The following is a 12,576-nucleotide window of genomic DNA, read 5'->3' as shown; positions in this document are numbered from 1 at the left end:
CCTTAAGGTGCGCGAAAAATAATCCCGCCTTTCATCACAAAAGCAACGCTGCGCAGCGCGGCGATATCCTGGGTCGGATCGCCCCGCACCGCCACCAGGTCGGCCACATAGCCTTCGCGGATGCGGCCCAGCGACGCGCTGCGGTCCAGCACCGCAGCGTTGACCACGGTGGCGGCGCTGAGCGCCTCGGTCGGCGTCATGCCCAGCCGGACCATCCATTCCAGCTCGCGGGCGTTGGCGCCGTGCGCGAACACGCCGACATCGCTGCCATTGCCGATGACCACGCCCAGCTTGCGCGCCAGCTGGAAGGCGCGCGCGGCGGCCTGCATGGACGGCGTCGGCGGCCCGCCGCGCTGGTACTTCTGGAAATACTCGCTGGTGGCCTCAGGCGCCGTCAGCGTCGGGAAATAGGCGACGCGGCGCTCCGCCATCAGGCGGAAAGTGGCTTCGCTGCCGCCATAGCCGTGTTCGATGCTGTCGACGCCGGCCAGCACGGCGCGGCGCATGCCCTCGTCGGTGCTGGCGTGCGCGGCGACCTTGCGGCCCGATTCATGGGAGGCCGCTACCAGCGCGTTCAGTTCGGCTTGCGAGAAGGTGGCGTGGGCGCTGCCGTCGGCGCCGCTGCGGTAGTCGGCATAGACCTTGATCCAGTCGGCGCCGCGCGCGCCCTGTTCGCGCACCGCGCGCGTCACCTCGTCGACGCCGCTGGCTTCCTGCGCGCCCCTGGGCAAGTCGATATCGGCCCGATAGCTGCGCGGCGACGGCCCATACGTGCCGGTGGCCACGATGGCGCGGGTGGCGATGAATAAACGCGGGCCGGGAATAACCCCGTCCTCTATCGCTTTTTTAATCGCCACATCGGCATACAGCGCGCCTTCCGTTCCCAGATCGCGCAAGGTGGTAAAACCGGCCTGTAATGTGGCGGCGGCATGGCGGCCGGCCAGCAAAGTGCGGTATTCGACCGATTCCTTTAAGACCTGGTCGTCCCACGAGGTTTCATTATAGGGATGCAGCAGCACATGCGCGTGCAGGTCCATTAACCCGGGGATCAGCGTCGTGCCGGGCAGGCTGATACGCTCGGCGCCGGCCGGCACATTCATTTTATCGGCGGGACCGACTGCGGCGATCCGCCCCTGGACAATAAGTACCGACCAATTGGCGTGCGGCGCCCCCTCCCCGGTCCAGACCCGGTCGGGACTTAACAGGCTATCGGCGGCCTGCGCGGCGGGACAAAACAGGGAGATTATTACGGAGAATAAGACTACGGCACGGCTGATCATGGATAGCGTCCGAAAAGAGAAAAGCCGGGGACAGGGTTTATAAAAAATATAAACCCTGCTCCCGGCTTTGCAGCGGGCTTACTGAGTAGCTTGCGGAGTAGCTTACTTAATCAGATACTGCTCTTTGTCCTTGCCTTCCAGCCATTTCGGAGCACGGCCACGGCCAGTCCAGGTCTGGCCGGTAGCGTCGTCACGGTACTTGGTCGGCACCGGCGCGCGGGTCTTGACCGTCTTCACCTTCGCTACACCGCCCAGATCCGCCACGGTCAGGCCGTATTCACGCATGATAGCGGTGACTTTCTCTTTTGCCTGAGCGATTTCATTTTTACGGGCGCTTTCGGCCAGATTTTCCAGCTCGGCGATCTTTGCTTTGTATTCCTGGTAAGTCGTCATCTTATTTCCTTCTTATCGGCGGGTTAGATTTTAAAAAACCACTAGTGACAATGTGTGAGAATCGATAGCCGCAATTTACCATAACTTTGCGCTGATTCTCCAGAGATATACGCGACAAATACCAATATAGCGATAAAAATGAATATTTTCCACCACTGTTGTTCAAACGAATCGCATATCAGGCGGATTTACGACGCCGCCGCAATATCCAGGTGGAGAGGCCGGTAATAAAGAATAGCGCCGGCAGCAAACCGGCTATCACCATTAGCCAGCGGCCTATGGCGCCGCCGAATTGGCCTGAATGCAGAGGGAATAAAGCCGCCAGCAGGCGATCCCCGCCCGTGCCGGCCAGCGGATTAACTGTTTCAATCACCGCGCCATTGCGGAGATCGATCAGCAGGCGCAGCGTGCCGGTGCGCTGCCAATCGTCGGCGCGGCGCAGGCGCACCTGGTAGATGCCGCGCTCCGGCAAGCGGTTCAGCGCCAGCAGGATGGCGCCGTCGCTCAGGTGCTGCTCGGCGATAGCCTTGGCGTCGTTCCAGGAAATCGTGGTTTCGCCTTTCTGCAAGGCCGGCAAGGCGATGCTGCGGTGCTCGGTGCTGACCGGCGCCACCTGCCCCACCAGTGCGCGCGCCAGCTCCGGCAAGCCGTTGTAGAAACCGGTCACGGCCACCGTCAGCATCAGGACGATCGCCACCAGCCCGGCCGAACGGTGCAAGTCGAAGTGGGTGCGGTAGGCGTTCTGCCGCCAGTTGACGCGCAGCGCGCGCCGCCAGCCCTGCGCCGGGGTCGGCCAGGCCAGCAGCAGGCCGGCGATCAGCAGCGCCGCCCAGGCCAGCGCCAGCCAGCCGAGCGCGGCGCGGCCGGACTTGCCCTGCATCAGGCTGGAGTGCCAGCGCTGCAGGGTCGGCATCAGGTGGCGGCCGTCCAGGCCGGCTTCCTCGCGGTTGCGGCTGCCCAGCAGATCGCCGCTGCAGGAATCGAGCATGACCTCGTTGTCGTCCGTGCCGGGCGCCTTGAAATACAGGCGGTAGCTGGCGCCTTCATGGCTGGGCAGATACACCGAGCTCACCTTGGCCTGCGGCCAGATGCGCTGCACGCTCGCGACCGCGGCGGCGATGTCCAGCGGCGCGACGCAGGGTTCGTAGTTGTGGACCAGTTCGGGATTGAGCTCGGCGTCGAGTTCGTGATGGAAGACCAGCAGGCTGCCGCTCAGGCCGGCCAGCGCCACCAGCAAGCCCAGCGTCAGACCCAGCCAGCGGTGCAGCCACAGCACGCCCGGGCGGATGGCCTGGCGCAGGCTGCGCGGTGGTCGCTGGGCTGGTTGGGGCTTGACGGGCATTGGACTCGGCGGCAAAGGAGGACGCCGATTATACAAAAGTTTCATGCCAAACAGGAATAATTCTCAATTACACCTCATTCGCACAGCGGGCGCAGCTTGATGCCCTCCTTCACCACCTTGCGGATCGAATTCGCCAGGCGGCAGGTGGCGGGCCCGGCCAGCTCCGGATTGGCGACGATCAGCGTCAGCGATTGCTTGCGGCGCTGCCCCACCCGCAGCGGCAGCGGCTTGAGCAAGCCTTGCTCCAGCTGGGTCCGTATCTTGTGCTCGGGCAGCCAGCCGAAGCCCAGGCCGCTGCATATCATCTCCAGCCGCGTGTGCGGGCTGGTGACGGTCCAGCGCTGGTTGCTGTTGAGCCAGCCATGATCGCGCGGATTCAAGGTGCCCGAATCGCGCACCACGATGTGCAGGTTGCGGCTCAGGTCGTCCGCCTCCAGCTCGCGGCCCAGCGCATGCAGCGGGTGGCAGGGATGGGCGACGGCGACGAATTCGATGTCCATCAGCACATCGCCGAGGAAACCGGGCGGCACGCGGCTGACGATGGCGATGTCGACGCGCTGCTCCAGCAGCGCATCCTCGGAGCCGGACAGCACGGTCTCCTCCAGGTTGACGCGGGTATGCGTGGCCGACGGTTCGAATTCGCGCAGCACCTGCACCAGCAGCTCGACCGGGAACAGGCTGTCGACCGCGATGCCGACCTGCGGCTCCCAGCCCTCGGCCAGGCTGCCGGCCAGTTGCTCCAGCTGGAAGGCATCGCCCAGCAGCTCGCGCGCCCGGGCCAGCAGGGCCTCGCCGTTTTTGGTCAGGCGCGCGCGGCGGCCGTCGATCTCCAGCAGCTCCACGCCCAGCTGCTCCTGCAGCTTGGCCACCATGTAGCTGACCGACGACTGGCTGCGATGCAGCGCCTCGGCCGCCTGCGCATAGCCGCCGCATTCCACGATCGCCTGCAACACCTGCCATTGTTCCAGCGTGCTACGCGGGATCTTCACTTGGATTCCATCACAAAAGTACCGTCCCAATCGTCGGGCGGCGGATTGGCCGCCATGTGGGCGCAGCGTTCGATGTACAGCGCGGCCACCTTGTCGTGCGGGTTCAAGGCCAGCACCTCGTCGAACAGCTTGCCCGCCGCCGCCCAGTTGCGCTTGCGGTAGCTTTGCAGGCCGTTGCGAAACAGGCCCATGGCCTCGGCCAGGTTCGGGTAGCTGTCCTCGCCGTGGAAGTCCATCACCTCGTAGATCGACACCGGCTGCGTCTTGCCCTTGACCACCACGATGTCGACCTCGCGCAGGCGGTAGGTGCCGCGCAGCGCGCGGTAGGTGAATTCGCTGATCAGGATGCGGGCGCCGTACTGCTTGCAGGCCGATTCCAGCCGCGCCGCCAGGTTCACGCCGTCGCCGATGATGGTGTAATCCATGCGCTTCTTGGAGCCGATGTTGCCGGACACGACCAGGTCGGTGTTGAGGCCGATGCCGATCTCCACCGGCGGCTTGCCCTCGCCCGCGCGCGCCTGGTTCCAGGCGCTCAGTTCGGTCATCATGGCGATGGCGGTGCGCAGCGCGCGGTCGGCGTCGTCGTCGTGGCCGACCGGGATGCCGAAGGCCGCCATGATGGCGTCGCCGATGAACTTGTCGAGCATGCCCTCCTCGCGCTGGATGCAATCGACCATCAGCGTGAAGTATTCGTTGAGCAGCGTCACCGTGCCCTGCGCGCCCAGCTGCTCGGTGATGGTGGTGAAGCTGCGGATGTCCGAGAACAGCACCGTGGCCGGCACGTTTTTACCGCCCAGCATTTCGGCGCCGTTGGCCACCATCTGGTCGGCGATGCCGGGGTCCATATAGCGCGACATGGTCGAACGCAAGCGCTTCTCGCTGGAGATATCCTCGATCATCAGCATCCAGCCGATGCGCTTCTTCTCCATCGACAGCAGCGGCTGCACGCTGAAGTTGACCGACAGCGTATCGTCGTCCAGCACCAGCTCGGCATCCATCAGGTGCTCGGCGGACTGGTTTTCCTCGACCTGGCGCAGCTTGTCGATCACCCAGGTGTTGGCGCCGCCGAAGAAGTCCGCCGCCGAACGGCCGACGATGCCGGCGGCATCGGTGCGCAGGATGCGCAGGCCGGCCGCGTTGCAGGTGACGATCTTCTCCTGCCCATCCAGGGTGATGACGCCGTTCGACATCGACTCCAGCATGGCCTCGTTGTAGTTCTTGATCTGCTGGACATCGGCAAACAGCTTGGCGTTTTCCAGCGCGATGGAAATTTGCGCGGTGAAGGCGCGCAGACGCGATTCGTCCTCGTGCGTGAACGGACCGCCGCGCTTGTTGAGCACCTGCGTCACGCCGATGATCTTGCCGGCCTTGTTGACGATGGGGACGCACAGGATGGAGCGCGTGAAGTAACCGGTGCGCTTGTCGAACGCCGGATTGAAGCGCAGGTCGGCGTAGGCGTAGGGAATGTTGATGGTTTTGCCGGACGTGAAAACAGCGCCGGCGATACCGGCCGAGTTGGGCAGACGGATCTGCAAGGACTCCAGGCCCTGCCCCACTTCCGACCACAGCTCGCCGGTCTTCTCGTCGTTGAGGAACAGGGTCGAGCGTTCGGCGTTGAGCAGGCGCGTGGCCTCGCCCATCACCTTTTGCAGCAGCGAGCCGAGCTTGATATCGGCCGTCACCTCGGACACCACGTCGATGAACTCCATCTCCTGGCGCCGGATCTTCTTCATGCTTTCGAGGAAGCGCGCGCTTTGCAGCGCCAGCGTGCCTTGCGTGGTCAGCGCTTCCAGCAATTGCAGGTCGGCGCGGGTGAACTTGCCGCGCCGCTTGTTCAGCGTCTGCGACACGCCGATGATCTCGCCCTTGAAAGTCTTGATCGGCACGCACAGGATGTTGCGCGTGACGAAGCCGGTCTGCTCATCTATGGAACGGTTGAAGCGCGGATCGGCATAAGCGTCGGCGATGCTGACGGCCTCGCCGGTGGTGAACACATGGCCGGCGATGCCGGTGTGGTTGAGGAAGCGGATCTCGCGCTGGATATTGCCCTGCGCCACGCGCGAGAACAGTTCGCCCGTTTCGGCGTCGTTGAGGAACAGCGTGCCGCGCTCGGCGTCCAGTTCCTCGGTGGTGACTTCGACCAGCGCGGTCAGGATTTCATCCAGCGTATCGTAGGCCGCCATGCGGCGCGACACTTCCAGCAGCAGCTCGACCTGGCGCAGCCGCTTGCGTTGCGCGCCGGCCGCGGCCTGCGCGGTGGCGGCCTCGCTCTTGGCGGCCACCGGCTTGGCCGGCACGCTGCGGATGGCGGGCTTGACGCTCATGCGCGCGCCTCCAGGGCGTCGCGCAATGCGCGTATGGTCTCGTGCAACAGCGCGACTTCGGCGTGGTGGACGGTGCCGGCCTGCTGCAGCGCGTCGATCTTTTGCTGCGTGAGTTTTTCCAGGCTGGTGCGCAGCGCCGCGATGGTGTCGCGCAACTGGGTGATCTCGCTGTGGGCGAAAGACAGGGCGTCCTGCACCGCGTGCTGGCGTTCCTGGTGCGAGGTCTCCAGTTCCGAGCGCAGCACGACCACGGTGCGCTGCAAATCGCGCACCTCGGCCAGCGCCAGACGCAGACTGTCGTCGTCGGACTGGATGATCTCGGTAACTTTAGGCTTTTTCAGAGGAGGCCCGCGGCAATTAAGTACACCGCAGCATCATATCACCTCATTATCCCGCCTTCAAAAACGCTTTTCCACCGTCACGCGCAGCTGGGTTTCGCCGCCGGCCACCGTCATGCGGTTGCTTGTGCCGTTGCTGTCGCTGTACAGGCTTTCCATCACGTAGTCCTGCGCCAGCAGATTGGAGACGGCCACCCGCAGATTGTTCTGGGTGTCGATTTTCCACAGGGCGTAGACATCCAGGTCGCGGCGCACGCTGGTGTAGCCGCCCTGCGTGCCGCTCACGCGGACCAGGCCGCCGTTGCGGAAGCTGAAGCTGCTGCCGGTGGTGAGCACGCCGCTCGGGCTCTTGTAGTCGACGCCCAGCGTGGCGCTCAGCGGGGTCTGCTGGTCGAGGCGGTTGTCCGGCCCCGGCACGCTCTCCACCCGCGACCAGTTGCGGCTGACGCTGGCGCGCAGGTCCAGCGCCGGCGCATGCTCGACCAGCGCGCGCATGGGGAACTTGGCCTCCAGTTCGATGCCGCGCGTTTCGGCGCGGCCGTCGTTGATCGAGGTCGAGACCCAGCGCTGGTTTTCATACAGCAAACCCTGGTGGGTGTAATTGTCGATGCGGCGCATCGAGGCGCTGGCGCTCAGCAGGCCGCCCTCGCCCCAGTAGTGTTCGAACGACGCGTCCAGGCCCAGCGCCAGTTCCGGCTTCAGGTGCGGATTGCCGCGGCGGTCAGGATCGGTCGCGCTGTTGTTGGTCGAGGTGAACTTGCGCGGTATCAGGCTCGATGTCGACGGCGCCTTGTAGGTGCGGGTCAGCGCCACGCGCAATTGATCCTTCTTGTTGGGGAACTTGAACAGCGTCTGCATCAGCGGGCTGAACACGCTGGAGCGCTGCTGCACCGCATCGAAGGTATTGCCGTCGCTGCGGGTGTCCAGGCCTTCCCAGCGCAGGCCGGTGTAGAGCGACCACTGCGGCGTCAGGTTCCACTCGTCCTGGCCGTACAGCGCCAGCCGCGTGACCTTGGCCGAGAAGCCCTCGTCGCTGTTGTCCGGCGTGCTGCCCGGCAGCGCCGCCTCGCGTTGCGTGCGCTGGTCGTCGCGCTGGGTCAGGCCGGCATCCCAGCCCATGGCCAGCGCATGCTCGGTCGGCGCCTCGCCCTTGCCGTCGGCCGGCGCGGCGCCGAAGGTCAAGGGCCGCGAATACTTGCCCTGGGTGCTGAAGCCGTGCTCGGTGCCGACCGAGGTGACGGTGCGCGCCAGCGTCGGCGGCAAGCCATTGTTGCCGCCGATCTGCAAGGAATCGGAAGTGTTGCGGTTGTCGCTGACACCGGCCTTCAGGTCCAGCTTGGCGCCCTCGCCCAGCTTGTGCACCCAGTTCAGGTCGGTACGGCCGAAACCGTTGTGGCTGCTGTAGGTGCTGTCGATGCGGTCATAGTCCGGGCCCCGGCCCAGCGTGGTGGCGGTGCGGCTGTGGCTGTTACTGACGAACTGGTTCAGGTTGATGAAGGTCTGCGAGGTCACCGTGTCGCCGTTGTCCAGGGTCCAGTTGATGCGCGGCGACAGGTTCATGCCGTCGGCGCGGCCCTGGTCTTGCCACGGGGCGGAGCGGCTCAGGTTGGGCAGGCCGGCGGCGTCGGTGCCGCTGTCGAACACCGGCGTCAGGCGGTTGTACATATAGCGCCAGGCGTTGCCGCCGAACGAGTAGGAGGTCGAGCCCATCTTGTCCGACATCTGCAGGCTGACCGACGGCGAGCTGAACTTGCTGCCCTTGGCTTCGCTGAACTTGAACTCGCGCTGCGCGGCTTTCAAGGCCTTCTTCAGCACGATGTTGATGGTGCCGGCGATGGACTGCGTGCTGAACTCGGCGCTGGCGGCGCGCAGGATCTCGATGCGTTCGATCACCTCGGGCGCCAGGCTGTCGATGGCGAAGCCGGCCGGTGCGCGCTCGCCGTTGATCAGGATCTGCGTGTAGCCATTGCCCAGGCCGCGCATGCGGATCTCGCCGCCGCTGCGTCCGGCCGCGCCGCTGACGGTGATGCCGGGCACGCGCTTGAGCACGTCGTTGACCGAGGTGTCGCCGTATTTCTGGATTTCCTCGCTGGTGACGACGGTCTTGCTAGCGGTATCATCGCGGCGCGCGTCATAGCTGGCGGCGGCGCCTTTGACTTCCACCTTCTGCATCGGAGCGGCCTCCGCCTGCTTGGCGGATTTGACCGGTTTGGCGGGCGCCTCCGGCGCATCGGCCTCGGCCCGGGCCGCGCCGGCGGCCATGTAGAAGGAGAAAACGGCGGTGGCTATCTGCGTCAGGCGGAATTGGCGTACGGGCATCATTCTAGAAGGCAAGTTGTCGGACAAGTGGGAGCGTGCATTATGCCTTGTTTTATTCAAAACGTTCAGTAAATAACAAGGGCTTCAGATTGTTTAGTACGAATTCCTAAACCCCGGCGCTATAATGCGCAGTCGTTCACCACATGGATTCCCTATCGTGTCCCGTCTTGCCGTTCTGCCGCACTACCTGCTCCCCAAGGGAGCGTTGACCAATTTCGCCGGCCGCATCGCCGGCGCCAAGGGCGGCGGCAAGACCACCTGGCTGATACGCTGGTTCGTCGGCAAGTACAACGTCAACATGGACGAGGCGCTCGATCCCGACATCGCCAACTACGCCAGCTTCAACGAATTCTTCACGCGCGCGCTGCGCCCGGAAGCCCGGCCCATCGCCGATGTCGACTTCATCTGCCCGATCGACGGCCGCATCAGCCAGTTCGGCGACATCAAGGAAGACCAGATCTTCCAGGCCAAGGGCCACAATTTCAGCACCACCGCGCTGGTCGGCGGCGACGCCGAGCTTGCCGCCAAGTTCCAAAACGGCAGCTTCGCCAACCTGTACCTGAGCCCGCGCGACTACCACCGCATCCACATGCCTTGCGACGGCAAGCTGACCCGCATGATCTACGTGCCGGGCGAGCTGTTCTCGGTCAGCCCGGCCGCCGCGCGCGGCATCCCTGGCCTGTTCGCCCGCAACGAGCGCGTGGTGTGCGTGTTCGACACCGCCCACGGCCCGTTCGTGATGACGCTGGTCGGCGCCACCATCGTCGGCAGCATGGCGACCGTGTGGCACGGCGTGGTCAATCCGCCGCGCCAGCCGCATGTGTGCGAGTGGCAGTACGACGACCAGAACATCGTGCTGAAAAAAGGCGAGGAACTGGGCCGCTTCCTGCTCGGCTCCACCGTCGTCATGCTGTTCCCGAAAGGCCTGATGCACTTCAACCCGACGTGGCAACCTGCCGGCCCGGTCCAGCTGGGCCAAGCCATGGCCACGCTGAAGAAGTAAGCCCTACACCCCGTACGGCCGTCCATCTTCAAAGGCGGCCTCCAGCATATCGAGGAACACCCTGGTCTTGGCCGGCATCAGCCGGCGGCCGGGGAACACCGCCCAGCCGGTGACGATGGGGAAAGCCCACTCCGGCAATACCCGCACCAGCGTCCCATTCTGCAAATGCTCATGCGCGAACAGCTCGGTCGACGCGGCGATGCCCACGCCGGTGGCCGCCATGCGCACCAGCAGCTCCGGTGAGTTCGCCAGCAACCGCACTGGCAACTCCCTCTCCCACTCCGTCTTGCCGCGCAAGAGCTTCCAGCGTATCAAACCATTCAGCCTTGGCGGCAGGCTGAGCAGGTCGTGCTTGAACAGATCGTCCGGATGCTCAGGCAGCCCGCGCAGCGAGGTGTACAGCGGCGACGCGTACAGAGCGATCTTGCTCAGCGTGACGCGGCGCGCGGCCAGCGAGGCATCGTCCGGCAGGTTGCCCATGCGGATGGCCAGGTCGAAATTTTCCGCCACCAGATCGACCCGGCGCGGCGACAGGTCCAGTTCCAGCGAGATCGCCGGGTACTGGTTCATGAAGCGCGTCATCATCGTGCCCATCGCCACGTTGGCGAAGTCGGCCGGCATCGACACCCGCAACAAGCCGCTCGGTGCGCCCTGCCGGTGCTGCGCCAGCGCGCCGGCCTGTTCGGTTTCATCGGCCACCCGCCGCGCGTGCTCCAGCAGGCTGGCGCCGAACTCGGTCAGCACCAGCTTGCGCGTGGTGCGCTGGAGCAGGCGCTCGCCCAGCTGCGCCTCCAGCAGCGAAATGCGGCGCGACACCGTCGATTTGGGCAGGCCCACGCGCTGCGCCGCCAGGCTGAAGCTGCCGCATTCGACGATGCGGGCGAACAAAAGCAGGTCTCCCGGGTCTATTTCCATAGGATTGTTCCATCAGTGGATTAATGTTATCCATTTTAGCGTCTTCCGGAATGAATTTGAAACGATTAAAGTGACTCCATCGCAGCACACACCCGACAACAGACAAGGAGCAACACCATGAACATCCTGCAAATCAACTCCAGCGCCCGCAGCACCGGTTCCGAATCGACCCGCCTGGCCGACGCCATCGTCGCCAAAGTCCGCGCCGCCAATCCAGCCGCAGCGCTGGTGCGCCGCGACCTGGCAGCCGATCCGCACCCAGTGATCGACGAGCCTACGCTGCAAGCCCTGTTCACCCCGGCCGACCAGCGTACCGAAGCCCAGGCTGCACGCGTCGCGCTGGATGATGCGCTGATCGCCCAGGTGCAAGCGGCCGACGTGATCGTCATCGGTGCGCCGACTTACAACCTCGGCATCACCGCGCAGCTGAAAAGCTGGTTCGACGCGATTGCCCGCGCCGGCGTGACCTTCAAGTACGGCCCGACCGGCCCGGTTGGCCTGCTGACCGGCAAAAAAGTGTACGTGGCCCTGTCGCGTGGCGGCGTGCACCGCGACGGTCCTAGCGATACGCAGCTGGCACACATCAAGATGTTCCTGAACTTCGTGGGCCTGAGCGATGTGCAATATGTGTTCGCCGAAGGTTTGGGCATGGGTCCGGAAGCCGTGGCCAAGGCCCAGGCGCAGGCTGAAGCAGAGATCAACGCAGTACTGGTGTAACAACGGCGCCGCACAGGCGGCGCTACAACGAACCAAGGAGCATGACATGACCGATCAAGTAAGCACCCCTCGCAGCGTAGAGCGCGTTATCACCGGCCAGGCCGTGATGGATGGCGCCGGCGTCAAGATCAACCGCGTCCTGACCCAACCGTTACAGCGCCGCCTGGACCCGTTTTTGATGCTGGATAATTTCGGCAGCGACCAGGCCAACGATTACATCGCCGGTTTCCCCAGCCATCCGCATCGCGGCTTTGAAACCGTGACCTATATGCTCGAAGGCCGCATGCGCCACAAAGACAGTTCCGGCAACGAAGGCTTGCTGACCAACGGCGGCGTGCAGTGGATGACCGCAGGCCGCGGCGTGATCCACTCGGAAATGCCGGAGCAGGAAGAAGGCGTGATGGAAGGCTTCCAGCTGTGGCTGAACCTGCCAGCCAAGGACAAGATGCGCGCGCCGTGGTACCGCGATTTCAACGGTACCGACGTGCCGGCCTACACGACGGCCGATGGCGTGGCGGTGAAAGTCATCGCCGGCAGCAGCCACGGCGTGGCCGGTGCGGTGCAGCGCGAGGTGACGGAGCCGATTTATCTCGACATCCACCTGCCGGCAGGCGCCAGCTTCAGCCAGTCGCTGCCGGAAGGCCACAACGCCTTCATCTTCACCTATCGCGGCGAAGTGAGCGTGGGCGACAAGGCGGTGGCGTCGGGCCGCATGGCGATCCTGGCGAACACAGCGGGCGCCGATGGCGTGACGGTGCATGCGGAGCAAGCCAGCCGTTTGATCCTGGTCGCCGGCCAGCCGCTGAACGAGCCGATCGCGCAGTACGGCCCGTTCGTGATGAACACGCAGGCCGAGATCTTCGCCGCCGTTGAAGATTTCCGCGCCGGCAAGCTGGGCGAGGAAGCCCACGCTTAAGCGTGCAACAGCCGCCGGACAGATATGCTGTCCGGCGGCT

At 64.7% G+C, this 12,576-nt stretch carries 11 protein-coding genes; 3 read left to right on the top strand and 8 right to left on the bottom strand.

Annotation, left to right across the window (positions count from 1 at the left end):
* Window positions 1-2: 2 nt before the first annotated feature.
* From GEV01_RS29135 to GEV01_RS29105, 7 genes are all read right to left on the bottom strand, one after another.
* Window positions 3-1,100 carry a metal-dependent hydrolase family protein gene (locus GEV01_RS29135; RefSeq protein WP_235914622.1) on the bottom strand — a complete coding sequence of 366 codons (1,098 nt, stop codon included), beginning with the start codon at window positions 1,098-1,100 and terminating at the stop codon, window positions 3-5.
* A gap of 282 nt (window positions 1,101-1,382) precedes the next feature.
* The gene (locus GEV01_RS29130; RefSeq protein ID WP_008447725.1) at window positions 1,383-1,673 is read right to left on the bottom strand and encodes an H-NS histone family protein; all 291 of its coding nucleotides are present in this window, start codon (window positions 1,671-1,673) and stop codon (window positions 1,383-1,385) included.
* Window positions 1,674-1,851: 178 nt separating this feature from the next.
* The gene (locus GEV01_RS29125; RefSeq protein ID WP_152809708.1) at window positions 1,852-3,015 is read right to left on the bottom strand and encodes a PepSY-associated TM helix domain-containing protein; all 1,164 of its coding nucleotides are present in this window, start codon (window positions 3,013-3,015) and stop codon (window positions 1,852-1,854) included.
* Between the two features lie 74 nt (window positions 3,016-3,089).
* Window positions 3,090-4,004, bottom strand: a complete 915-nt coding sequence (locus GEV01_RS29120) for a LysR family transcriptional regulator (RefSeq protein WP_328595654.1) — start codon at window positions 4,002-4,004, stop codon at window positions 3,090-3,092.
* On the bottom strand, window positions 4,001-6,328 hold the full coding sequence (locus tag GEV01_RS29115) for a GAF domain-containing protein (protein WP_152809704.1): 2,328 nt from the start codon (window positions 6,326-6,328) through the stop codon (window positions 4,001-4,003). Before GEV01_RS29115 ends, GEV01_RS29120 begins: the two co-directional genes overlap by 4 nt.
* On the bottom strand, window positions 6,325-6,600 hold the full coding sequence (locus tag GEV01_RS29110) for a hypothetical protein (protein ID WP_286159256.1): 276 nt from the start codon (window positions 6,598-6,600) through the stop codon (window positions 6,325-6,327). The genes GEV01_RS29115 and GEV01_RS29110 overlap by 4 nt, the downstream gene beginning before the upstream one ends.
* Window positions 6,601-6,726: 126 nt before the next feature.
* On the bottom strand, window positions 6,727-8,988 hold the full coding sequence (locus tag GEV01_RS29105; protein WP_235914621.1) for a TonB-dependent receptor plug domain-containing protein: 2,262 nt from the start codon (window positions 8,986-8,988) through the stop codon (window positions 6,727-6,729).
* Between the two features lie 151 nt (window positions 8,989-9,139).
* Here GEV01_RS29105 and asd point away from each other — a divergent pair, with 151 nt between their 5' ends.
* Entirely contained in the window at window positions 9,140-9,988 is an 849-nt protein-coding gene (gene asd / locus GEV01_RS29100) for an archaetidylserine decarboxylase (RefSeq protein ID WP_328595662.1), read from the top strand.
* 3 nt (window positions 9,989-9,991) lie between these two features.
* On the opposite strand, the gene GEV01_RS29095 is transcribed toward asd, so the two are convergent.
* Window positions 9,992-10,903 carry a LysR family transcriptional regulator gene (locus GEV01_RS29095; protein ID WP_152809698.1) on the bottom strand — a complete coding sequence of 304 codons (912 nt, stop codon included), beginning with the start codon at window positions 10,901-10,903 and terminating at the stop codon, window positions 9,992-9,994.
* A gap of 117 nt (window positions 10,904-11,020) precedes the next feature.
* Here GEV01_RS29095 and GEV01_RS29090 point away from each other — a divergent pair, with 117 nt between their 5' ends.
* Both GEV01_RS29090 and GEV01_RS29085 read left to right on the top strand, forming a co-directional pair.
* Window positions 11,021-11,620, top strand: coding sequence for an FMN-dependent NADH-azoreductase (locus tag GEV01_RS29090; protein WP_152809696.1), 600 nt, complete (start codon window positions 11,021-11,023; stop codon window positions 11,618-11,620).
* 46 nt (window positions 11,621-11,666) lie between these two features.
* On the top strand, window positions 11,667-12,536 hold the full coding sequence (locus GEV01_RS29085) for a pirin family protein (protein WP_152809694.1): 870 nt from the start codon (window positions 11,667-11,669) through the stop codon (window positions 12,534-12,536).
* The last annotated feature ends 40 nt before the right edge of the window (window positions 12,537-12,576 follow it).

It is taken from the genome of Rugamonas rivuli (genome assembly GCF_009380165.1).
GTDB lineage: Bacteria > Pseudomonadota > Gammaproteobacteria > Burkholderiales > Burkholderiaceae_D > Rugamonas > Rugamonas rivuli.
This window is presented reverse-complemented; position numbering and strand designations above follow the sequence as displayed.